Raw genomic sequence first — 22,052 nt, 5'->3', positions numbered from 1 at the left:
TCAATTGTCCGACGGACAGGGGGCAGACTGGGTGGATGGCTGATCAGTACGCGCAATTGCGCGAGGACAACCGGCCCACCGAGATACCGGCGATCCGTTGGGAGGAACCTCCCGAGGGCCCGGTGCTGGTCCTTCTCGACCAGACGAGACTCCCGGCGGAGGAGGTCGAGCTGGTCTGTACGGACGCGCCCGCGCTGGTGGCGGCGATCCGTTCGCTGGCTGTGCGTGGGGCGCCGCTGCTCGGTATCGCGGGGGCGTACGGTGTCGCGCTCGCCGCCGTGCGCGGCTTCGACGTGGACGAGGCTGCCGTCGGGCTGGCGCAGGCCCGGCCCACCGCCGTCAACCTCGCTGTCGGGGTGCGCAGGGCGCGGGACGCGTACCGGGCGGAGCTTGCGAGGAGCGGTGACCGGGAGCAGGCGGCCGGGGCGGCGCTGGTCGCGGCTCGGGTGCTGCACAGGGAGGACGCCGAGGCCAGCGCACGGATGGCGGTGCACGGGCTGGCGCTGCTGGACGAGCTGCTGCCCGGCGGCGGACACCGGGTGCTCACGCACTGCAACACCGGGTCGCTGGTGTCGGGTGGGGAGGGGACGGCGTTCGCGGTGGCGTTGGCGGCGCACCGGGCGGGGCGGCTGCGCAGGCTCTGGGTGGACGAAACGCGTCCGTTGCTGCAAGGTGCTCGCCTGACAGCGTATGAGGCGGCGCGCAGCGGAATGGCGTACACCTTGCTCACGGACAACGCGGCGGGCTCCCTGTTCGCCGCCGGGGAGGTGGACGCGGTACTGATCGGTGCCGATCGGATCGCGGCCGACGGTTCGGTGGCGAACAAGGTGGGGAGCTATCCGCTCGCCGTGCTGGCCCGGTACCACCACGTGCCGTTCATCGTGGTGGCGCCGGTGACCACGGTGGATCCGGACACCCCCGACGGGGCGTCCATAGAGGTGGAACAGCGTGCCGGACATGAGGTGACGGAAATCGCCGCGCCTCAGGTGCCGGTGCCGGGAGCGGAGGCGGGAGGGGGGATTCCGGTGGCACCCTTGGGGACTCAGGCGTACAACCCGGCGTTCGATGTGACTCCTCCCGAGTTGGTGACGGCGATCGTCACCGAAGCGGGCGTTGTGTCGCCCGTTACGGCTGAGGCGCTGGCAGAGCTGTGTGACAGGTCACGACAGGTAACGATTTAGTTAATGGGATGATGTCGTTTATGAAGGGACGAGTCCTTGTCGTCGATGACGACACCGCACTGGCCGAGATGCTCGGCATTGTGTTGCGTGGTGAAGGTTTTGAGCCGTCTTTCGTAGCTGACGGCGACAAGGCGCTGGCCGCTTTCCGTGAGTCCAAGCCCGACCTGGTGCTCCTGGACCTGATGCTTCCCGGCCGGGACGGTATCGAGGTGTGCCGCCTGATCAGGGCGGAGTCCGGGGTACCGATCGTGATGCTCACGGCCAAGAGCGACACCGTCGACGTCGTCGTGGGCCTGGAGTCGGGTGCCGATGACTACATCGTGAAGCCGTTCAAGCCGAAGGAGCTGGTCGCCAGGATCCGGGCGCGGCTGCGGAGGTCGGAGGAGCCGGCGCCCGAACAGTTGGCCATAGGTGACCTCCTCATCGATGTCGCCGGCCACTCCGTGAAGCGGGACGGGCAGTCGATCGCGCTGACGCCTCTGGAGTTCGATCTGCTGGTCGCGCTCGCGCGCAAGCCGTGGCAGGTGTTCACGCGTGAGGTGCTTCTGGAGCAGGTCTGGGGGTACCGCCACGCGGCGGACACCCGGTTGGTCAACGTCCATGTGCAGCGGCTGCGCTCGAAGGTCGAGAAGGACCCGGAGCGGCCGGAGATCGTGGTGACCGTCCGTGGCGTCGGTTACAAGGCAGGACCGAGCTGACATGTCCGGGGACAGTGCCGCTTCGCCCCCCGGGCGTTCCGGGGGGCGTGCGGGGCGGCCTGTCGGGCGGCAGAGGGTGAGCAGGGCCGGCTCCGGCTGGCGGCAGTTCTTCGAGGGCGGGCTGCTCCAGGGCGGTGTCCAGGGCAGCCCGGTCCTTCGGTTGTTCATGCGCTGGGTGCGCCGGCCGCTGCTGCCGGTCATGCGGCTGTGGCGGCGCAACATCCAGCTCAAGGTCGTGGCCACGACGCTGCTGATGTCGCTCGGCGTCGTGCTGCTGCTCGGCTTCGTCGTCATCGGCCAGGTGCGCAACGGGCTCCTGGACGCCAAGGTGAAGGCGTCGCAGAGTCAGGCCGCGGGCGGGTTCGCGGCGGCCAAGCAGAACGCGGACACGGCGGCCAGCACCAGTGGGGACGACGGTTCCGGCACGGGCGGTCGTCCCGCGCAGACCCTCATCCCGTGGATGAGTGACCTGGTGGAGTCCCTCTCCAGTGGTGGCCAGGGTGCCTTCGACGTCGTGACGCTTCCGGTCGGTCCGGCGGGCGACGACGGTGGCAGCGGCCGTGGGCCGCGTGCCTCGGGCGGGGTGGACCCGACGGCGAGCGTGCCTGACGCGCTGCGCGCGCGGGCCGACAGCAGCCCCTTGATGGCCCAGAGCTATACCCGCATCATCTACACCAACGGCAGTGAGTCGCAGCCCGCGCTGGTCATCGGCAAGCAGGTCGACGACCCGAACGGGGATCCGTACCAGTTGTATTACCTCTTCCCGCTCACCCAGGAGGAGAAGTCGCTGAGCCTCGTCAAGGGGACGCTGGCGACGGCCGGGCTGTTCGTCGTCGTACTCCTGGGGGCTATCGCCTGGCTTGTGGTGCGGCAGGTCGTGACGCCGGTGCGGATGGCGGCGGGGATCGCCGAGCGGCTGTCCGCCGGGCGGCTGCAGGAGCGGATGAAGGTCACCGGTGAGGACGACATCGCGCGGCTCGGCGAGGCCTTCAACAAGATGGCGCAGAATCTCCAGCTGAAGATCCAGCAGCTGGAGGAGCTGTCGCGGATGCAGCGACGGTTCGTGTCCGACGTGTCGCACGAACTGCGGACGCCACTGACGACCGTACGGATGGCCGCCGATGTCATCCATGACGCGCGCGTGGACTTCGATCCGGTGACCGCGCGGTCGGCCGAACTGCTCGCCGATCAGCTGGACCGGTTCGAGACGCTGCTCGCGGACCTGCTGGAGATCAGCCGGTTCGACGCCGGCGCAGCGGCACTGGAGGCCGAGCCGATAGACCTCAGGGAGGTCGTACGGCGGGTGGTGAGCGGTGCCGCGCCGCTGGCCGAGCGCAAGGGGACGACGGTACGGGTCGTCGGCGATCAGCAGCCCGTGGTGGCGGAGGCCGACGCGCGGCGCGTGGAGCGGGTGCTGCGCAACCTCGTGGTCAACGCCGTGGAGCACGGCGAGGGCAAGGACGTCGTCGTGAAGCTGGCCGCCGCGGGCGGTGCGGTCGCGGTGGCGGTACGTGACTACGGGGTCGGGCTCAAGCCCGGTGAGGCGACCCGGGTCTTCAGCCGTTTCTGGCGGGCCGACCCGGCACGCGCGCGTACCACCGGCGGTACGGGTCTCGGCCTGTCCATCGCGCTGGAGGACGCCCGGCTGCACGGGGGCTGGCTGCAGGCGTGGGGTGAGCCGGGTGGCGGTTCGCAGTTCCGGATGACGCTGCCGCGCACCGCCGACGAGCCCCTGCGGGGCTCACCGATACCGCTGGAGCCCAAGGACTCACGCCGCCATCGGGGACTCAACGACGCGGGTCTGCCGCACGCGGGTGGCGACAAGCTGGCCACGGTGCCGGTGCGGACGGCGGCGGCCGAACAGCGGCCGATAGCGCCGCGCCTCGCGGCGGTCGCCCCTACGGCGGATCCCACGGCGCTGCCCGGCAACGGCTCCCGGGTGGTGCCGCGCCCGGTCGGCGGTGCGCGGTGGGACGGCATGTCCGGTACGGAGCCGCAGTCCTCGGACGGGGTGTCCTCGGAGGCCGGGTCGGAGCGGGTGGATGAGCAAGGGGAGGCATTTCGTGGGCCCTGACCGCGAGCGGGACGGTCGGCGGGACGGTCGGCGGCGGGAAACGGTTCGCGCGGTGGTGTACGCCGCCTGTGGCACCGTACTGCTGGCCGGATGCGCCTCGATGCCCGACAGCGGGGATCTGCGCGGAGTCGAGTCCACGCCCAGGCAGGACGCCCAGGTACGGGTCTTCGCCCTGCCGCCGCACGAGAACGCGCCGCCCGGACAGATCGTCCAGGGCTTCCTGGAAGCGCTGACCAGCGACGATCCGCACTATGAGACCGCGCTCAAGTACCTGACGGCACATGCCGCGAAGACATGGCGGCCCGACGCGTCGACCACGGTGCTGGACGGCGGGCCCACGGCATATCCCGTCCACGATGGCACCCGGGACGACTCCGAGGATTACGCGTCCACGCTGACCGGCGGCAGGTTCGCCACGCTGGACTCCCGGCAGTCGTACGATCCCGCCGACGGGCAGTACCGGGAGACGCTGCACCTCACGCGTGAGAAGAAGAGCGGGCAGTGGCGCATCGACGACCTGCCGCAGGGCATTGTCATGGGCAAGTCGGACTTCCTGCGCAACTACACGGCCGTCAACAAGTACTACTTCGCGTCGAACACGCCGACGGAGTCGAACGGACAGCCCGTGTCCGTCGCGGATCCGGTGTATGTCCGCAAGAAGGTCGACCCGATGACGCAGACGGTGAGTTCGCTGCTGGCGGGGCCCTCGCGCTGGCTGGGACCGGTCGTCAGGTCGAGTTTCCCCACCGGTACGGCGCTCAGGAAGGGCGTCACCTCGCTGACCCCCGACGACCAGAACCGGTTGACGGTGCCGCTCAACGACAAGGCGAGCCGGGTCGGGTCCGCCAAGTGCACCGAGATGGCCGCCCAACTCCTCTACACACTGCAGGACCTGACCCCCACGGGGGTCGACGAGGTCGCGCTGCAGCGCGCCAACGGCACCCAGCTGTGCGTCCTGCGCAAGGAACAGGTCGCGACCGTCGCCGCGCGTGGTGTGGTGGAGCACCCCGAGTTCCAGTACTTCATCGACGGCAAGCACCGCCTCGTACGCGTGGCGGGCGACAGTCTCGAAGCAGCCGCCGATGTCACGCCGGTGCCGGGCGCGCTCGGCGAGGGCGAGAAGCAACTGCGGTCCGCGGCGGTCTCGCGCGACGAGGGCAGCGCGGCCGGGGTCTCGCTGGACGGGGCCTCGCTCTACGTCGGGTCGCTGGTGTCGGGCGGGTCGCTCGGTGAGCCCGTGCTGACCAGTCAGGGCACCACCAAGGCCGACCGTCTGACCACACCCAGCTGGGACGGTGACGGCGACCTGTGGGTGGCCGACCGCGACCCCAAGAAGCCCCGGCTGCTGTTCCTGGAGAAGGGGGCGGGCGAGCCGCTGGAGGTGAGGACGCCGGGGCTCGACGGGCATGTCGAAGCGGTACGGGTGGCTGCCGACGGGGTGCGGATCGCGCTCATCGTAGAGAAGGACGGCCTGCGGTCCCTGTACATCGGGCGGATCGAGCGGGACGAGCGGTCGGCGCAGACGTCGGGCGGGTCGGCTCAGGAGAAGACGACGGCGCAGCAGACGAAGGGGCAGCGGACCGGGGAGCAGTCGGTCGTGTCGGTCCTCGAACTCCATTCCGTGACACCGCAGTTGGAGGAGGTCACCGCCATGTCGTGGGCCGGGGACAGTCGGCTCGTGGTGGTGGGGCGTGAGCAGGGCGGTGTTCAGCAGATGGGATACGTGCAGGTCGACGGCTCGACGCCGGTGGGGTCGGCGCCGGCCGCGCTGACCGGCGTGAAGAGCATCGCCGCGTCCGAGGACGAGCGGATGCCGCTGGTGGCGTACTCGGAGGAGGACGGGATCGTGCGGCTGCTGTCCGGGTCCAAGTGGCAGAAGCTGGTCAAGGAGGGGTCGGCTCCGGTGTATCCAGGGTGAGTCGCCGGCCTTTTCGGGGCGACGGCGCGACGGATCAACGGGTCGATGGTCTTCGGGGCTCGGGGCTCGGGGCTGGGCCGTGGATCCGGGTGGGGTGGTGGAGGGGACGGCTCGTCGGATGTCCGGCGGGCCGTCGGTGTTTTCGGGTGCTGTCCGTGGGGGGCGTGGAGTTGTCCACAGGGCGTTTTCCACAGGGGTGGCAGGGTGGTGCCGGTGTTGGCACAGTGGTGGGCATGCGGGGCTGGTGGCAGGATCTCGGCGACCTGGTGCTGCCGGCTGAGTGCGGGGGCTGCGGAAGGCCGCGTACGGTGCTCTGCCCGGAGTGCCGTGCCGCTCTGAACGGGGCCGCGTCCAGCAGGGTGCGACCGGTGCCGGAGCCGCTCGGGCTGCCGGTCGTGCACGCGGCGGTCCGGTACAAGGACGAGGTGCGCGCGGTACTCCTCGCGCACAAGGAAAGGGGTGCGCTGGCACTCGCGGGTCCGCTCGGGACGGCGCTGGCGGGAGCTGTGCGGGCGGGGCCGGCCGGGGCTCTGCGCGAGGGTACGGGCGTGCTGCTCGTCCCTGTACCGTCCGCGCGCCGGGCTGTGCGGGACCGGGGGCATGATCCGGCTCGGCGTATCGCGCTCGCCGCGGCGGGTGAGCTGCGCGGGTCCGGTACGTCGGCCCGGGTGCTGGCGGTATTGCGGCAGCGGCGTGCGGTGGCCGATCAGGCGGGCCTCAACTCCCGGGAGCGGCTGGACAATCTCGCGGGCGCCCTGAGCGTGGCCGCCGGGGGCGGGCGGCTGCTGGCCGGTGCGGGTGCGGTCGTCCTGGTCGACGACCTGATGACGACGGGAGCCTCGCTGGCCGAGGCCGCCCGTGCCGTGCGGGAAGCGGTCGGGTACGGGGAGACGGCAGGGGCGGACGGGGCGGGACGGTCGGGAGAGGTGGGAAAAGTGAGAGGAGTGAGAAATGCCGTGTACTCGGAAGCGGGACGGGAAGGCAGAGTGCAGCGGTGCACGGGAGTCACGGCCGTGGATGTGGAGCGGAGGTCAGGAGTGTCGGCAATGGTGGCGCCTGGCACCTTCGGAGGCATGATCTGCGCGGCTGTGGTCGCGGCGACGCCTGATTCTTTCGAAATAAACCGGAACTGACCGCGAACTTGCATCGTTGCAGGTAGTGAGAGGGCCAATTAACTGGAACGGAGGTACGCGGCAGTAGAGGGTGACGGCATCCGTCCGGGCGAGATATGTTCGGTTGTGAGGGAAAGCCGCAGGCCACACCTCGAAAATCCGAATGCCGTGCTGCGGGTTTTGCTTAATCACCCCGGCCTGCCGCGTGGGGATCTTGCCCATGGGGGAGGAGGAGGTGGAAGTCACCGAGTCCGAGGTTCCGGAGCACACCGGAGCCTGGTGCGAAAGGGAGACGCTTCGCCACTGAAGCGGAGCGATCCGGGAACGGAGTTCTGCGTGGACATCGTCGTCAAGGGACGCAAGACCGAGGTGCCCGAGCGGTTCCGGAAGCACGTCGCCGAGAAGTTGAAGCTGGACAGAATCCAGAAGCTCGACGGCAAGGTGATCAGCCTCGACGTAGAGGTGTCCAAGGAGCCCAACCCCCGGCAGGCCGACCGCTCCGACCGAGTGGAGATCACGCTCCACTCCCGCGGTCCGGTGATCCGGGCGGAAGCAGCGGCAAGCGACCCGTACGCGGCACTCGACCTCGCTGCGGACAAGCTCGAGGCCCGGCTGCGCAAGCAGCACGACAAGCGTTACACCCGCCGAGGCGCCGGCCGGCTGACAGCCGCCGAGGTCGCCGACCACGTCCCGGACGCGGCAACGCTGAACGGCAACGGTCACCCCGTCCACGAGGAAGACGCGGACGGCGTGCCCGTCAAGAGGATCGGCTCGCTGGAAGTGAAGGGCGAAGGCCCCCTCATCGTCCGCGAGAAGACCCACGTCGCCTCGCCGATGACGCTCGACCAGGCTCTCTACGAGATGGAACTGGTCGGGCACGACTTCTACCTGTTCGTCGACTCCGAGACCAAGGAACCGAGCGTCGTCTACCGGCGGCACGCCTACGACTACGGCGTGATCCACCTCAACACGGACCCGATGGTCGCCCACCAGGAGACGCACTCCCCGGCGGCGGGTGGCACGCTGGGCGGTTGACCGCCCCCGGTGACAGCCGAGCGGGTGCCCCTGGAGCGCGTGTGCGCCCCCAGGGGCACCCGTGTACGACCCCTTCGGGGCCCGCTCTGTCACTGCACTGTCGCCCGGGCATGGAATCATGGCCGCAACGGTCCAACCGGTGGGCCGTTGCCTTGGGTTGGCGATGGCACAGAACCACGGGCCACAGCCTTCAGGGGGAGGAACGATGGCGGACAGCTTCGGACCGATGCGGGTCGAGGATGCCGACGACGGCGTCACCGGCATGGGCCCGGACGCGGGCACCTCGCGCAAGGAGCCGATCAGGGTTCTTGTCGTGGACGACCACGCGCTCTTCCGCCGTGGACTGGAGATCGTGCTCGCGGCCGAGGAGGACATCCAGGTCGTCGGCGAGGCCGGGGACGGGGCGGAGGCTGTCGACAAGGCGGCCGACCTGTTGCCGGACATCGTCCTGATGGACGTACGGATGCCGAAGCGCGGCGGGATCGAGGCGTGCACCTCCATCAAGGAGGTCGTGCCCAGCGCCAAGATCATCATGTTGACGATCAGCGATGAGGAAGCAGATCTCTACGAGGCGATCAAGGCGGGTGCGACCGGCTATCTCCTCAAGGAGATCTCCACGGACGAGGTGGCCACGGCCATTCGTGCGGTGGCCGACGGGCAGTCGCAGATCAGCCCCTCGATGGCGTCAAAACTCCTCACCGAATTCAAGTCGATGATCCAGCGGACGGACGAGCGGCGACTGGTGCCGGCGCCCCGGCTCACGGAGCGCGAACTGGAAGTGCTCAAGCTCGTCGCCACCGGCATGAACAACCGTGACATCGCCAAGGAGTTGTTCATCTCCGAGAACACCGTGAAGAACCATGTGCGCAACATCCTGGAGAAGCTGCAGCTGCACTCCAGGATGGAGGCGGTGGTTTACGCGATGCGGGAGAAGATCCTCGAGATCCGGTAGAGCGACCGGTCACCGGTTATGCGAGGGCCTGGGTCAGTTCCCTGGTGAGGGGGGCGCGTAGGTCCGGGGCGTCCACCCGTTCCACTCGTACGTTCGTGCAGTTCACCCAGCTCGCCGCCTCCAGCAGGGCCTGAACCACCGCCGGGACCGCCTTCGGGCCGTTCAGGGTGACCTGCCTGGCCACCAGGGTGTTGCCCTCGCGGGCAGGGTCCACTCGGCCGACGAGGTGGCCGCCGGCGAGGACCGGCATCGCGAAGTAGCCGTGCACGCGCTTCGGCTTGGGGACGTAGGCCTCCAGGCGGTGGGTGAAACCGAAGATCCGTTCCGTGCGTGCCCGTTCCCAAATCAGGGAGTCGAACGGGGAGAGCAGAGTCGTGCGGTGGCGGCCTCGTACAGGTGTCTCCAGGGCTGCCGGGTCGGCCCAGGCCGGTTTGCCCCAGCCTTCGACCGTGACGGGGACCAGGCCCGAGTCCGCGATCACCGCGTCGACCTGCTCCGCCTTGAGGCGGTGGTAGTCGGCGATGTCCGCGCGGGTCCCGACGCCGAGGGACTGGCCCGCGAGGCCGACGAGGCGGCGCAGGCATTCGGCGTCGTTCAGCTCGTCGTGCAGCAGTGTGGCGGGGATGGCGCGCTCGGCCAGGTCGTACACCCGCTTCCAGCCTCGGCGCTCCACGCACACCACCTCGCCGTACATCAGGGCGCGTTCGACGGCGACCTTGGTGCCGGACCAGTCCCACCATTCGCTGGTGCGCTTAGCGCCGCCCAACTCCGTTGCTGTGAGCGGGCCTTGCGTGCGGAGCTGTTCGATGACCTGGTCGTAGACGCCGGGCGGGAGGTCGTGGTTCCACTGGGGGCGGGAGCGGTAGGCGCGGCGGCGGAAGGCGAAGTGGGGCCACTCCTCCACGGGGAGGATGCAGGCGGCGTGGGACCAGTACTCGAAGGCATGGGGGTTCGGCTGGGCCGGGTTCCAGTAGGCGTCTTCGATTTTCTTGCGCGGTATGGCGCCCAGGCGGGCGTACGGGATGAGTTCGTGGGAGCGGGCGAGTACGGAGATCGTGTCGAGCTGGACCGCGCCCAGGTGGCGGAGGAGGCCGCGAGTGCCGGCCTTGCGGTTGGGGGTGCCCAGGAAGCCCTGTGCGCGTAGGGCGATGCGGCGGGCTTCGTCGGCGGAGAGGTTGGTGTGGGGGGTGGGGTGCGGTGGGCTGCTCGTCATGTCTCCGCACGATAGGGGGTGGGACTGACAGTGGGGGTGAGCTGGGGGTTGGGGTGTGGGGAGTTCGCCCCCGCCGCCCCTACCCGTCCCATCCCGTTCCTGGGGGCTGCGCCCCCAGACCCCCCTGCCGGCCCTGAACGGGCCTTGTCCTCAAACGCCGGACGGGCTGGAGGTGCGGGCCTCGTCCTTGTACGTCGGACGGGTTGGAGTTGCGGGCCTCGTCCTTGTACGTCGGACGGGCTGGAGATGCGGGCTTCGTCCTCAGGCGTCGGACAGGTTGGAGTTGCGGGTCTCGTCCTCAGGTGGTGGGGAGTGGGAGGTATGGGGCCGAGGAAGGGAGGCCCAGGTCTGAGGGGAGTAGGGAAGCGACCCAGCAGTCTCGGCGTACTCCCTTGTTGTTGATCGCTGAGCGCAGGGTGCCCTCCATGGTGAAGCCGGCCCGTTCCGCCGCTGTCCGGGACGCCGTGTTGCCTACTTCCGCCCGCCACTCCACGCGGTCCACCGACATGTGGGTGAAGGCCCAGCGGGAGGCGGTGATCGTGGCCTCGGTGATGTAGCCGTTTCCCCGGTGGGCCTTGTCGGCCCAGAAGCCGACCTCGGCCACTCCCAGGGAGCGCATGGTCAGGGCGAGCATGCCCACCAGTTCCTCCCCTTCGGGGAGGAAGACGCCGAACGTGAACATCGAGCCGTCCGCCCAACCGTCGGGCACCAGCTGGGAGGTGAAGCCATGGGCGTGTTCGGGGAGGTAGGGCGACGGGATCGTCGTCCAGCGCTGGATGTCGGGGTCCTGCACCGCGGCGTACACGGCGTCCGTGTCGTGGGGGCCGACCGTGCGCAGGAGCAGACGGTCGGTGGCGAGAGTGACGGGGTCCATCGGCCGATTCTGCTCGGGGCGGGATGAGGGCGCCATCCCTTTTGCTGTGCGTGAGTTCGTGATCACAATTCGTGCAATTCGTGGGTGGGGCGCGGCACCATCCGTGACTCCCGGCCGTTCTCCTTATGGCTGTCCCGTCGGCAGACCTCCCGGCTTGGCGGGGTCCTCGCATACGATGGCCGTTGCTCAGTTAAGACAATGGAAACCGACCGTCCCGGCCCGACCGGCAAGGAGACCAACCCCCGTGTCCGTCCTCTCGAAGATCATGCGTGCAGGCGAAGGCAAAATCCTGCGCAAGCTGCACCGCATCGCGGACCAGGTCAACTCCATCGAAGAGGACTTCGTCGACCTCTCCGACGCCGAGCTGCGGGCCCTTACCGATGAGTACAAGCAGCGGTACGCCGACGGTGAGAGTCTGGACGACCTGTTGCCCGAGGCCTTCGCCACCGTGCGTGAGGCGGCCAAGCGCGCCCTCGGCCAGCGGCACTACGACGTCCAGATCATGGGCGGCGCCGCATTGCACCTCGGTTATGTCGCCGAGATGAAGACCGGTGAGGGCAAGACCCTGGTCGGCACGCTGCCCACGTATCTGAACGCCCTCTCCGGAGACGGCGTTCACCTCATCACGGTCAACGACTACCTGGCCGAGCGCGACTCCGAAATGATGGGCCGCGTCCACAAGTTCCTGGGCCTGACTGTTGGCTGCATCCTGGCCAACATGACGCCGGCCCAGCGCCGCGAGCAGTACGCCTGCGACATCACGTACGGCACGAACAACGAGTTCGGCTTCGACTACCTGCGCGACAACATGGCGTGGTCCCAGGACGAACTCGTCCAGCGCGGCCACAACTTCGCGGTGGTCGACGAGGTCGACTCGATCCTCATCGACGAGGCCCGTACGCCGCTGATCATCTCCGGCCCGGCCGACCAGGCCACCAAGTGGTACGGCGACTTCGCCAAGCTGGTCACGCGCCTCAAGCGCGGTGAGACGGGCAACCCCCTCAAGGGCATCGAGGAGACCGGCGACTACGACGTCGACGAGAAGAAGCGCACCGTCGCCATCCACGAGTCGGGTGTCGCCAAGGTCGAGGACTGGCTCGGCATCGACAACCTGTACGAGTCGGTGAACACGCCGCTGGTGGGCTACCTGAACAACGCCATCAAGGCCAAGGAGCTCTTCAAGAACGACAAGGACTACGTCGTCATCGACGGCGAAGTCATGATCGTCGATGAGCACACCGGCCGTATCCTCGCCGGCCGCCGCTACAACGAGGGTATGCACCAGGCGATCGAGGCGAAGGAAGGGGTGGACATCAAGGACGAGAACCAGACCCTGGCGACCATCACCCTTCAGAACTTCTTCCGCCTCTACGACAAGCTCTCCGGTATGACCGGTACGGCCATGACGGAGGCCGCCGAGTTCCACCAGATCTACAAGCTCGGTGTCGTCCCGATCCCGACCAACCGCGACATGGTCCGCAAGGACCAGTCCGACCTGATCTACCGCACCGAGGTCGCGAAGTTCGAGGCGGTCGTCGACGACATCGCCGAGAAGCACGAGAAGGGTCAGCCGATCCTCGTCGGCACGACCTCGGTGGAGAAGTCCGAGTACCTGTCGCAGCAGCTCTCGAAGCGCGGAATCCAGCACGAGGTGCTGAACGCCAAGCAGCACGACCGGGAGGCGACCATCGTCGCCCAGGCCGGCCGCAAGGGTGCCGTCACGGTCGCCACGAACATGGCCGGTCGTGGTACGGACATCAAGCTCGGCGGCAACCCCGACGACCTCGCCGAGGCGGAGCTGCGGCAGCGCGGCCTCGACCCGGAGGAGCACATCGAGGAGTGGGCCGCGGCCCTGCCGGCCGCCCTGGAGCGGGCCGAGAAGGCTGTGAAGGCCGAGTTCGAAGAGGTCAAGGACCTCGGCGGGCTCTACGTCCTCGGTACCGAGCGGCACGAGTCCCGGCGTATCGACAACCAGCTGCGCGGTCGTTCCGGACGCCAGGGCGACCCCGGTGAGTCGCGGTTCTACCTCTCCCTCGGTGACGATCTGATGCGGCTCTTCAAGGCCCAGATGGTCGAGCGCGTCATGTCGATGGCGAACGTTCCGGACGACGTGCCGATCGAGAACAAGATGGTCACCCGTGCCATCGCCTCCGCCCAGTCGCAGGTCGAGACGCAGAACTTCGAGACCCGCAAGAACGTCCTCAAGTACGACGAGGTCCTCAACCGGCAGCGCGAGGTCATCTACGGCGAGCGCCGCCGCGTCCTGGAGGGCGAGGACCTGCACGAGCAGGTCCAGCACTTCATGGACGACACCATCGACGCGTACATCGCCGCGGAGACCGCCGAAGGCTTCGCCGAGGAATGGGACGTGGACCGGCTGTGGGGCGCCTTCAAGCAGCTCTACCCGGTGAAGGTCACCGTCGACGAACTGGAGGAGGCGGCCGGCGACCGGGCCGGGCTGACCCCCGAGTTCATCTCCGAGTCGATCAAGGACGACATCCACGACCAGTACGCGTCGCGTGAGGAGCAGCTCGGCTCCGAGATCATGCGTGAGCTGGAGCGCCGGGTCGTGCTGTCGGTCCTCGACCGCAAGTGGCGCGAGCACCTCTACGAGATGGACTACCTCCAGGAGGGCATCGGCCTGCGCGCCATGGCGCAGAAGGACCCGCTGGTCGAGTACCAGCGCGAGGGCTTCGACATGTTCACCGCCATGATGGAGGGCATCAAGGAGGAGTCCGTCGGCTACCTGTTCAACCTGGAGGTCCAGGTCGAGCAGCAGGTCGAGGAGGTCCCGGTCGCGGACACCAGGCCGTCCCTGGACAAGGGTGCCGAGGACTCGGTGCCGGCGCAGGCGAGTGCCGGTTCCCGGCCCGAGATCCGCGCCAAGGGTCTCGACGCTCCGCAGCGGCCGGACCGGCTGCACTTCTCCGCGCCGACCGTGGACGGCGAGGGCGGCATCGTCGAGGGTGACCTCATCGGGGACGACGACGAGGTGCGGTCCGAGGCGGACGGGCTCACCCGCGCCGAGCGGCGCAAGCAGCGGAGCGGGCGGCGGCGTAAGAAGTAGGTAGTAGGTAGTAGAGCAGCGGTAGTTGTGGTGCGGCAGTGACTGTGGGTCGTCGCTGACGTGCTGTTCGAAGAGCCGGGCATCCTGCGGGGTGGCCGGCTCTTCGGTTTGAGGACTAGTCGTCCGCTGTGTGTGGCCTTCGGGGGCCGCCCAGTTCCACCGCCGTGCAGCGCCAGCGGAAGTCCCGGCCCAGTTCCAGGCGGAAGGCCATCGCGCGAAGCTGGTCGCCGGCGCCGATGCGGGCGAAGGCCTCCAGGGCGCCCCGGCTGGGCTCGTAGTAGCCCACGTCGCGGACGACGGGGCGGGTGCCGCGGGTGCGCAGAGGGCCGCGCTCCGCGAGCCAGGCCAGTTCGTCGTAGGCGCGGCCCACGGTGTGGCGGAGCATGCTGTGGACGGGGCGTTCGCCGCTCAGGACCGCCAGGAGGCGGTCGGCGAAGAGGTCGGTGGGTTGGAGCTGGGGAAGAGCTCGGGGCGGCTGGGAGGGGTTCTGGAGGGGGCGGGTGGGTGTCCTGTGCTGTTCGGGGTGCTGTCCCTGTCCCTGTGGCCGGCCCTGGGTGGGGACTCGGGGTTCCGGGTGGGTTTCGGTGGGGGCGGTGGCCTGGGGGAGGGGTGTACGAGGTGTGCCTCCGCCCGGGGTGGTGCGGTGCGGGGTGCTGCCGGGGCGGCGGGTGTCCCTGCGTACCGGCGGGTGGGACGGGGCGCGGCGGACCGTCCTTGTCATCACCTTGTTCATGGAATGTCCCCGTTCTCGAGGCCCGGCCAGATACCGGGCAGTAACTTTCTGTTGGGGATCTTGTACGGGGGGTAACCAGTCGCATGCAAGGAGAGACGGAGCGCGGATCGAGGGGGTCGGAGGTTCACTTATCAGGGTGATCCTCGGAGGGTAAAGACCTGGTGGGAGCCGTGGGCGGGGTGAATTTCGAGGAGCACTGTTGACCTCCGGAGAAGCCTGAGCGGGGACTCGAAAGGGGACGCCGCGACGTATCCTGAGGGCCTTCCCGGGCCGTCGGAAACGCCTTCTACGAACTACGAAAGCGGTCAGTTATGCGCGTCTACGTCCCTCTGACCCTCCCCGGCCTTGCCGAGGCGTACAAGACGGGTGAGTTGGGGGCGGGGCGGTTCGTCGCGTACGCCGTCACGCCCGCGTTGCGCGAGTGGTATCTGTCCGACGACATCGAGGAACTGGAGTACTCGGCGCTGAATCGGGCCGCGCTCGCGTCGCTGCGGCTGCTCGCGATGCAGCCGGAGGTGATGCGTCGGCGTGTGGTCGTCGCCCTGGAGGTCGCGGACGGGGTGGCGGTCGCCGACCCCGACCGGGGGCTTGATCCGGGCGCGCTGGGTGAGGTGCGGGTCGGGGGGCCTGTGTCGTTGGGGAAGGCGGCGGCTGTGCATGTCGACGCCGGGGATGCGGAGGGGGATGTCGCGGCGGCCGCGGCGGCGTTGGGGGCGGCGGATCGGGGGGATGACGATGCGCAGTTCACGGTGGACGGGGCTGAGGATCATGAGCTGCTCTGGTACGCCACACAGGAGATTCCTCAGTTGGTGGCGTTGTTGGGGTGAGCGGTGAGGTGGGGTGGGCGGTGGGTCGTCTCGCCCCGAAGGTGCTCCTCCTCAGACGCCGGACGGGCTGAAAGTGCGGGTCGGGGGCCGGGGTGAGGGGTACTTTCTCTTTATGGGGAAGCACGGAACGGCGCACATCGTGTGGGACTGGAACGGGACCCTGTTCCATGACACCGACGCCGTCATAGGGGCGACGAACGCCGCGTTCGCCGAGTTGGGCCTGGCGCCGATCACGCTGGCGCAGTACAGGCAGCTGTACTGCGTGCCGGTGCCGAGGTTCTACGAGCGGCTGCTCGGGCGGCTGCCCACGGACGCCGAGTGGGCTGTCATGGACGAGATCTTCCACCGGTACTACGCGGAGCACCGGGTGGCGTGTGAGCTTGCCGTGGGTGCGCGGGAGCTGTTGGCGGGGTGGCAGTCGGCGGGGCGCAGCCAGTCCATTCTCAGCATGTACGGGCATGCCGATCTCGTCCCGCTGGTCAGGGGATTCGGGATCGAGCCGCACTTCGTCCGGGTCGACGGGCGGACCGGGCCCTCCGGTGGCAGCAAGGCCGAGCACATGGTGCGCCATCTCGGGGCCCTCACCGGCGTCGAGGCCGCGCGCACGGTGGTCATCGGGGATGCCGCCGACGATGCGATCGCCGCCCTGCACGTGGGTGCGCTGGCCGTGCTCTACACCGGTGGCTCCCATGGCCGGGCCAGCCTCGAAGAGGTGGGCGTGCCGGTGGTGGACAGCCTGGCGGAGGCGGTCGCCGAGGCCGAGCGGCTGGCCGCGTAGTCGTCGTTCGGGGTGTTTGAAGACGTCCCTTTTTCTCCACTGTGCAGACTGGCAAACTTGCCGACCTGTTTTTGTACACAAATGGCGCATGACGTGGCCCCCGTCATGAGCGATAGCCTGGTGGCGTGATCAGCGCGATATGTCGCGGGGGCGCAGTCGTCCCTGCCTTGCGCCCGGAATGCACGGACCACATCCGTGCCCGGGTGGCGATCGCTGGTCGGCGCGGGCGGGACGGAACCCCGAGGGTTCCCAGGACGCCGTACGCATCCCACGGACCGGCGTTGCCGAGAGCAGCGTCACACTCCGCCGGGGTGCCGAGAATGGCTGATAACCCACCGCTCTTCCCCCCTTGCGGCATAGCGTCGGAACAGACCGGAGACCCCGCGTCGAGGCGTTGTACCGCGGGAGGGACCGTACTTCCTTCTACGTCACGCAACGGCGCGCGACAGGAGTCAGAGGACAATGCAGACCAAGCTGGACGAAGCCAAGGCCGAGCTGCTCGAAAGGGCCGCCCGGGTAGCTGAGAACAGCCCGGTCGGGGGGCACCTACCGACCGGGACGACACGTGCGACCATGCCCGGCGGAGACCCCGGCACCCCGGACCACGACACCGTGCTCGCGTTCCTCCAGCGCTACTACCTGCACACCGCCCCGGAGGACCTCCTCGGCCGCGAACCGGACGATGTCTTCGGCGCGGCCTTCTCGCACTACCGGCTGGGCGCGACCCGTCCGCAGGGCACGGCGAGCGTGCGGGTGCACACCCCGACCGTCGAGGAGAACGGCTGGACGTGCAGCCACTCCGTCGTCGAGGTCGTGACCGACGACATGCCCTTCCTCGTCGACTCGGTCACCAACGAACTGTCCCGGCAGGGTCGCGGCATCCATCTCGTCATCCATCCGCAGTTCGTCGTACGACGGGACCTCACCGGCCGGCTCATCGAGGTGCTGCCCGCCCCCGTCGCCGGGAGTGCGGTGGGCGGGAGCGCCGAGCTGCCGCACGACGCGCACGTCGAGTCGTGGATCCACGTCGAGATCGACCGCGAGACCGACCGCGCCGATCTGAAGCAGATCACCAACGACCTGCTGCGCGTGCTGTCCGACACCCGTGAGGCCGTCGAGGACTGGGACAAGATGCGTGAGGCCGCGCTGCGCATCGCCGAGGAACTGCCCAAGGAGCCGACCGCCGACGACCTGGTCGACCAGGACGTCGAGGAGGCGCGCGAACTGCTGCGCTGGCTGGCGCAGGACCACTTCACCTTCCTCGGCTACCGCGAGTACGAACTGCGCGGGGACGACTCGCTGGCCGCCGTGCCCGGGACCGGGCTCGGCATCCTGCGGGCCGATCCGCACCACTCCGAGGACGAGGGCCATCCGGTCAGCCCGTCCTTCGAGCGGCTGCCCGCCGACGCCCGGGCCAAGGCCCGCGAGCACAAGCTCCTCGTGCTGACGAAGGCCAACAGCCGCGCCACGGTGCACCGGCCGTCGTATCTCGACTACGTCGGGGTCAAGAAGTTCGACGAGAACGGTGACGTCGTCGGTGAGCGGCGGTTCCTGGGGCTGTTCTCCTCCGCCGCCTACACCGAGTCCGTACGCCGGGTGCCCGTCGTCCGCCGCAAGGTCGACGAGGTGCTGCGGGGTGCCGGGTTCGGGCCCAACAGCCACGACGGGCGCGACCTGCTCCAGATCATGGAGACCTACCCGCGCGACGAGATCTTCCAGACGCCGCCCGACGAACTCCGGGCGATCGTCACCTCGGTGCTCTACCTCCAGGAGCGGCGCCGGCTGCGGCTCTACCTCCGTCAGGACGAGTACGGGCGTTACTACTCCGCCCTCGTCTATCTGCCCCGCGACCGGTACACCACCGGCGTACGGCTGCGGATCATCGACATCCTGAAGGAGGAACTCGGCGGCACCAGCGTCGACTTCACCGCCTGGAACACCGAATCCATCCTGTCGCGGCTGCACTTCGTCGTCCGGGTTCCGCAGGGCACCGAACTGCCGCAGCTGTCCGACCAGGACAAGGAACGCATCGAGGCACGTCTCGTCGAGGCCGCCCGCTCCTGGGCCGACGGTTTCGCGGAGGCGCTCAACGCCGAGTGCGGCGAGGAGCGCGCGGCCGAGCTGCTGCGCCGGTACGGGAACGCCTTCCCCGAGGGTTACAAGGCCGACCACACCCCGCGCGCAGCCGTCGCCGACCTGGTCCACCTGGAAAAGCTGGGCGTCGGCACGAACTTCGCGCTGAGCCTCTACGAGCCGGTGAACGCCGTGCCCGGTGAGCGCCGCTTCAAGATCTACCGCACCGGCGAGTCCGTCTCGCTGTCCGCCGTGCTCCCCGTCCTCAACCGGCTCGGCGTCGAGGTGATCGACGAGCGGCCGTACGAGCTGCGCTGCTCGGACCGGAGCACCGCCTGGATCTACGACTTCGGGCTCCGGTTGCCCAAGTCGCTGAGCGGCGGCGGGGATTATCTCGGGGACGACGGCCGCGAGCGTTTCCAGGAGGCTTTCTCGGCCACCTGGACCGGCCAGGCCGAGAACGACGGCTTCAACGCGCTGGTGCTGAGCGCCGGCCTCGACTGGCGTCAGGCGCTGGTGCTGCGGGCGTACGCGAAGTACCTGCGGCAGGCGGGTTCCACGTTCAGCCAGGACTACATGGAGGACACCCTCCGCAACAACGTCCACACCACCCGGCTGCTCGTGTCGCTGTTCGAGGCGCGGATGTCGCCGGAGCGGCAGCGGGCGGGCGTCGAGCTGACCGACGCCCTCACGGAGGAGCTGGACGCGGCCCTCGACCAGGTGGCCTCCCTCGACGAGGACCGCATCCTGCGGTCCTTCCTCACCGTCATCAAGGCGACCCTCCGGACGAACTTCTACCAGGAGCGCGCGGGCGGCAAACCGCACGACTACGTCTCCATGAAGTTCGACCCGCAGGCCATCCCTGACCTGCCCGCGCCGCGTCCGGCGTACGAGATCTGGGTCTACTCGCCGAAGGTGGAAGGCGTCCATCTGCGGTTCGGGAAGGTCGCGCGCGGCGGGCTGCGCTGGTCGGACCGGCGCGAGGACTTCCGTACCGAGATCCTCGGGCTGGTCAAGGCGCAGATGGTGAAGAACACCGTCATCGTGCCGGTCGGCGCCAAGGGCGGGTTCGTCGCCAAGCAGCTGCCGGATCCGAGTGTGGACCGGGACGCGTGGCTCGCCGAGGGGGTCAGGAGCTACAAGACGTTCATCTCGGCGCTCCTCGACATCACCGACAACCTGGTGGCCGGCGAGGTCGTGCCGCCCGCCGACGTCGTACGGCACGACGAGGACGACACCTATCTCGTCGTCGCCGCCGACAAGGGCACGGCGACGTTCTCGGACATCGCCAACGAGGTCGCCCAGTCGTACAACTTCTGGCTCGGGGACGCCTTCGCGTCGGGCGGCTCGGCCGGGTACGACCACAAGGGCATGGGCATCACCGCGCGCGGCGCCTGGGAGTCCGTCAAGCGGCACTTCCGTGAGCTGGGCGTCGACACCCAGAGCGAGGACTTCACCGTCGTGGGCGTCGGTGACATGAGCGGTGACGTGTTCGGCAACGGGATGCTGCTGAGCGAGCACATCCGGCTCGTCGCCGCCTTCGACCACCGGCACATCTTCATCGACCCGAAGCCCGACGCGGCCACGTCGTACGCCGAGCGGCGGCGTCTGTTCGAGCTGCCGAGGTCCAGCTGGGCGGAGTACGACAGCCAGTTGCTCTCCCCCGGGGGCGGCATCTTCCCCCGCACCGCCAAGGCCATCCCGGTCAACTCGCACATCCGCGAGGCGCTCGGCATCGAGGGCGCCGTCGGCAAGATGACCCCGGCCGACCTGATGAAGGCGATCCTCCAGGCGCCGGTCGACCTGCTGTGGAACGGCGGCATCGGCACGTACGTCAAGTCGAGTACGGAGTCGCACGCGGACGTCGGTGACAAGGCCAACGACGCCATCCGTGTCGACGGCGGCGACCTGCGCGTCAGGGTCGTCGGTGAGGGCGGCAACCTCGGGCTCACCCAGCTCGGGCGAATCGAGTTCGCGCAGCGCGGCGGGAAGATCAACACCGACGCCATCGACAACAGCGCGGGTGTGGACACCTCCGACCACGAGGTGAACATCAAGATTCTGCTCAACTCCCTTGTCACCGAAGGTGACATGACCGTCAAGCAGCGCAACAAGCTGCTCGCCCAGATGACCGACGAGGTCGGCGGACTCGTCCTGCGCAACAACTACGCGCAGAACACGGCCATCGCCAACGCCCTCGCCCAGTCACCGGACATGCTCCACGCCCAGCAGCGCTTCATGCGCCACCTGGTGCGCGAAGGTCATCTGGACCGGGCCATCGAGTTCCTGCCGACCGACCGGCAGATCCGTGAACGGCTGAACACCGGGCAGGGGTTGACCGGTCCGGAGACGGCCGTGCTCCTCGCGTACACGAAGATCACGGTCTCGGACGAGCTGCTGCGTACCTCGCTGCCCGAAGACCCGTACCTGCGGCGCCTGTTGGACGCCTACTTCCCGAGCGCGCTGCGCAAGAAGTTCCCCGAGCAGATCGCCGGGCACGCGCTGCGCCGCGAGATCATCACGACCGTACTCGTCAACGACACGGTCAACACGGGCGGTACGAGCTTCCTGCACCGGCTGCGTGAGGAGACCGGTGCCTCGCTGGAGGAGGTGGTGCGGGCGCAGACCGCGGCTCGCGCGATCTTCAACTCCAGTGCGGTGTGGGACGCGGTCGAGGCGCTCGACAACACGGTCGAAGCCGCCGTCCAGACCCGGATCCGCCTCCACTCGCGGCGACTTGTGGAGCGCGGCACCCGGTGGCTGCTCAACAACCGGCCGCAGCCCGTGCAACTCACGGAGACCGTCGAGTTCTTCGGTGAGCGGGTCGGTCAGGTCTGGTCCCAGCTGGCCAGGTTGCTGAGCGGCGCGGATCTGGAGTGGTACCAGGAGATCTACGACGAGCTGACCGGCGCCGGCGTCCCCGACGAACTCGCCACCCGGGTCGCGGGGTTCTCGTCCGCCTTCCCGACGCTGGACATCGTCTCGGTGGCCGACCGGATGGGCCGCGACCCGATGGATGTCGCCGAGGTCTACTACGACCTCGCCGACCGTCTCCACATCACCCAGCTCATGGACCGCATCATCGAACTGCCGCGGGCCGACCGCTGGCAGTCCATGGCCCGCGCCTCCATCCGTGAGGACCTGTACGCGGCCCACGCGTCCCTCACGGCGGACGTCCTCGCGGTCGGCAACGGCTCGTCGACGCCCGAGCAGCGCTTCAAGGCGTGGGAGGAGAAGAACACCGCGCTCCTGGGTCGGGCGCGCACGACCCTGGACGAGATCCAGAGCTCGGACGCCTTCGACCTGGCGAACCTGTCGGTCGCGATGCGCACGATGCGGACGCTGCTGCGGGCCCACTCGTAGGCGGTACGTGAACGGCGGTATGTGAACGGCGGTTTGTGAACGAGCGCCCCCGGTCGTGACGGCCGGGGGCGCTCGTTTTCTTGACAACTGTTAGAGAAAAGCAGACAGAGAATTTACCCTTTTCTGCTAGACCGGACACCTCGGATAAAGTCGC

The 22,052-nt window shown here is 68.8% G+C and carries 14 protein-coding genes; 11 read left to right on the top strand and 3 right to left on the bottom strand.

Translation table 11 applies throughout. The features are described from left to right. The first annotated feature begins 35 nt into the window (after positions 1–35). The 7 genes from mtnA to QA861_RS17175 all read left to right on the top strand — a co-directional run bounded on the left by mtnA (position 36) and on the right by QA861_RS17175 (position 8,970). Positions 36–1,181 carry an S-methyl-5-thioribose-1-phosphate isomerase gene (gene mtnA / locus QA861_RS17205; protein ID WP_334589198.1) on the top strand — a complete coding sequence of 382 codons (1,146 nt, stop codon included), beginning with the start codon at positions 36–38 and terminating at the stop codon, positions 1,179–1,181. 8 nt (positions 1,182–1,189) lie between these two features. Continuing rightward, the gene (mtrA, locus tag QA861_RS17200) at positions 1,190–1,879 is read left to right on the top strand and encodes a two-component system response regulator MtrA (RefSeq protein ID WP_189148219.1); all 690 of its coding nucleotides are present in this window, start codon (positions 1,190–1,192) and stop codon (positions 1,877–1,879) included. Between the two features lies 1 nt (position 1,880). Next, complete coding sequence (mtrB, locus tag QA861_RS17195) at positions 1,881–3,953, top strand: MtrAB system histidine kinase MtrB (RefSeq protein ID WP_334589197.1); 2,073 nt, start codon at positions 1,881–1,883, stop codon at positions 3,951–3,953. After that, a complete protein-coding gene (locus QA861_RS17190) occupies positions 3,922–5,871 on the top strand; it encodes an LpqB family beta-propeller domain-containing protein (protein ID WP_443041498.1) in 1,950 nt (649 codons plus the stop codon). Before mtrB ends, QA861_RS17190 begins: the two co-directional genes overlap by 32 nt. 233 nt (positions 5,872–6,104) lie before the next feature. Continuing rightward, positions 6,105–7,004, top strand: coding sequence for a ComF family protein (locus QA861_RS17185; RefSeq protein WP_334589195.1), 900 nt, complete (start codon positions 6,105–6,107; stop codon positions 7,002–7,004). A 315-nt stretch (positions 7,005–7,319) separates the two neighbouring features. After that, positions 7,320–8,018 (top strand): ribosome hibernation-promoting factor, HPF/YfiA family, encoded by a 699-nt coding sequence (gene hpf / locus QA861_RS17180; RefSeq protein ID WP_006377448.1) that lies wholly within the window; start codon positions 7,320–7,322, stop codon positions 8,016–8,018. Between the two features lie 205 nt (positions 8,019–8,223). After that, the gene (locus QA861_RS17175; RefSeq protein ID WP_334589194.1) at positions 8,224–8,970 is read left to right on the top strand and encodes a response regulator; all 747 of its coding nucleotides are present in this window, start codon (positions 8,224–8,226) and stop codon (positions 8,968–8,970) included. Between the two features lie 16 nt (positions 8,971–8,986). On the opposite strand, the gene QA861_RS17170 is transcribed toward QA861_RS17175, so the two are convergent. Then, the gene (locus tag QA861_RS17170; protein WP_334589193.1) at positions 8,987–10,183 is read right to left on the bottom strand and encodes a winged helix-turn-helix domain-containing protein; all 1,197 of its coding nucleotides are present in this window, start codon (positions 10,181–10,183) and stop codon (positions 8,987–8,989) included. Positions 10,184–10,481: 298 nt separating this feature from the next. Further along, a complete protein-coding gene (locus tag QA861_RS17165) occupies positions 10,482–11,057 on the bottom strand; it encodes a GNAT family N-acetyltransferase (RefSeq protein WP_334589192.1) in 576 nt (191 codons plus the stop codon). A 244-nt stretch (positions 11,058–11,301) separates the two neighbouring features. On the opposite strand from QA861_RS17165, the gene secA reads away from it, so the two are divergent. Next, entirely contained in the window at positions 11,302–14,124 is a 2,823-nt protein-coding gene (gene secA, locus QA861_RS17160; protein ID WP_334589191.1) for a preprotein translocase subunit SecA, read from the top strand. A 115-nt stretch (positions 14,125–14,239) separates the two neighbouring features. Here the strand turns inward: secA and QA861_RS17155 are convergent, their stop codons facing one another. Continuing rightward, positions 14,240–14,857 (bottom strand): Rv3235 family protein, encoded by a 618-nt coding sequence (locus tag QA861_RS17155; protein ID WP_334589190.1) that lies wholly within the window; start codon positions 14,855–14,857, stop codon positions 14,240–14,242. Positions 14,858–15,168: 311 nt separating this feature from the next. On the opposite strand from QA861_RS17155, the gene QA861_RS17150 reads away from it, so the two are divergent. The 3 genes from QA861_RS17150 to QA861_RS17140 all read left to right on the top strand — a co-directional run bounded on the left by QA861_RS17150 (position 15,169) and on the right by QA861_RS17140 (position 21,898). Further along, positions 15,169–15,684: a DUF6912 family protein gene (locus QA861_RS17150; protein ID WP_334589189.1), complete on the top strand. Its 516-nt coding sequence runs from the start codon at positions 15,169–15,171 to the stop codon at positions 15,682–15,684. Positions 15,685–15,796: 112 nt separating this feature from the next. After that, on the top strand, positions 15,797–16,462 hold the full coding sequence (locus QA861_RS17145; RefSeq protein ID WP_334589188.1) for an HAD family hydrolase: 666 nt from the start codon (positions 15,797–15,799) through the stop codon (positions 16,460–16,462). 462 nt (positions 16,463–16,924) lie between these two features. Next, entirely contained in the window at positions 16,925–21,898 is a 4,974-nt protein-coding gene (locus QA861_RS17140) for an NAD-glutamate dehydrogenase (RefSeq protein WP_334589187.1), read from the top strand. Positions 21,899–22,052: the final 154 nt, after the last annotated feature.

Source organism: Streptomyces sp. B21-083 (assembly GCF_036898825.1).
In the GTDB taxonomy this organism is placed as follows: Bacteria; Actinomycetota; Actinomycetes; order Streptomycetales; family Streptomycetaceae; genus Streptomyces.
Note: the sequence above shows the minus strand (reverse complement) of the source record. Positions and strands in the feature narration are given on the sequence as shown.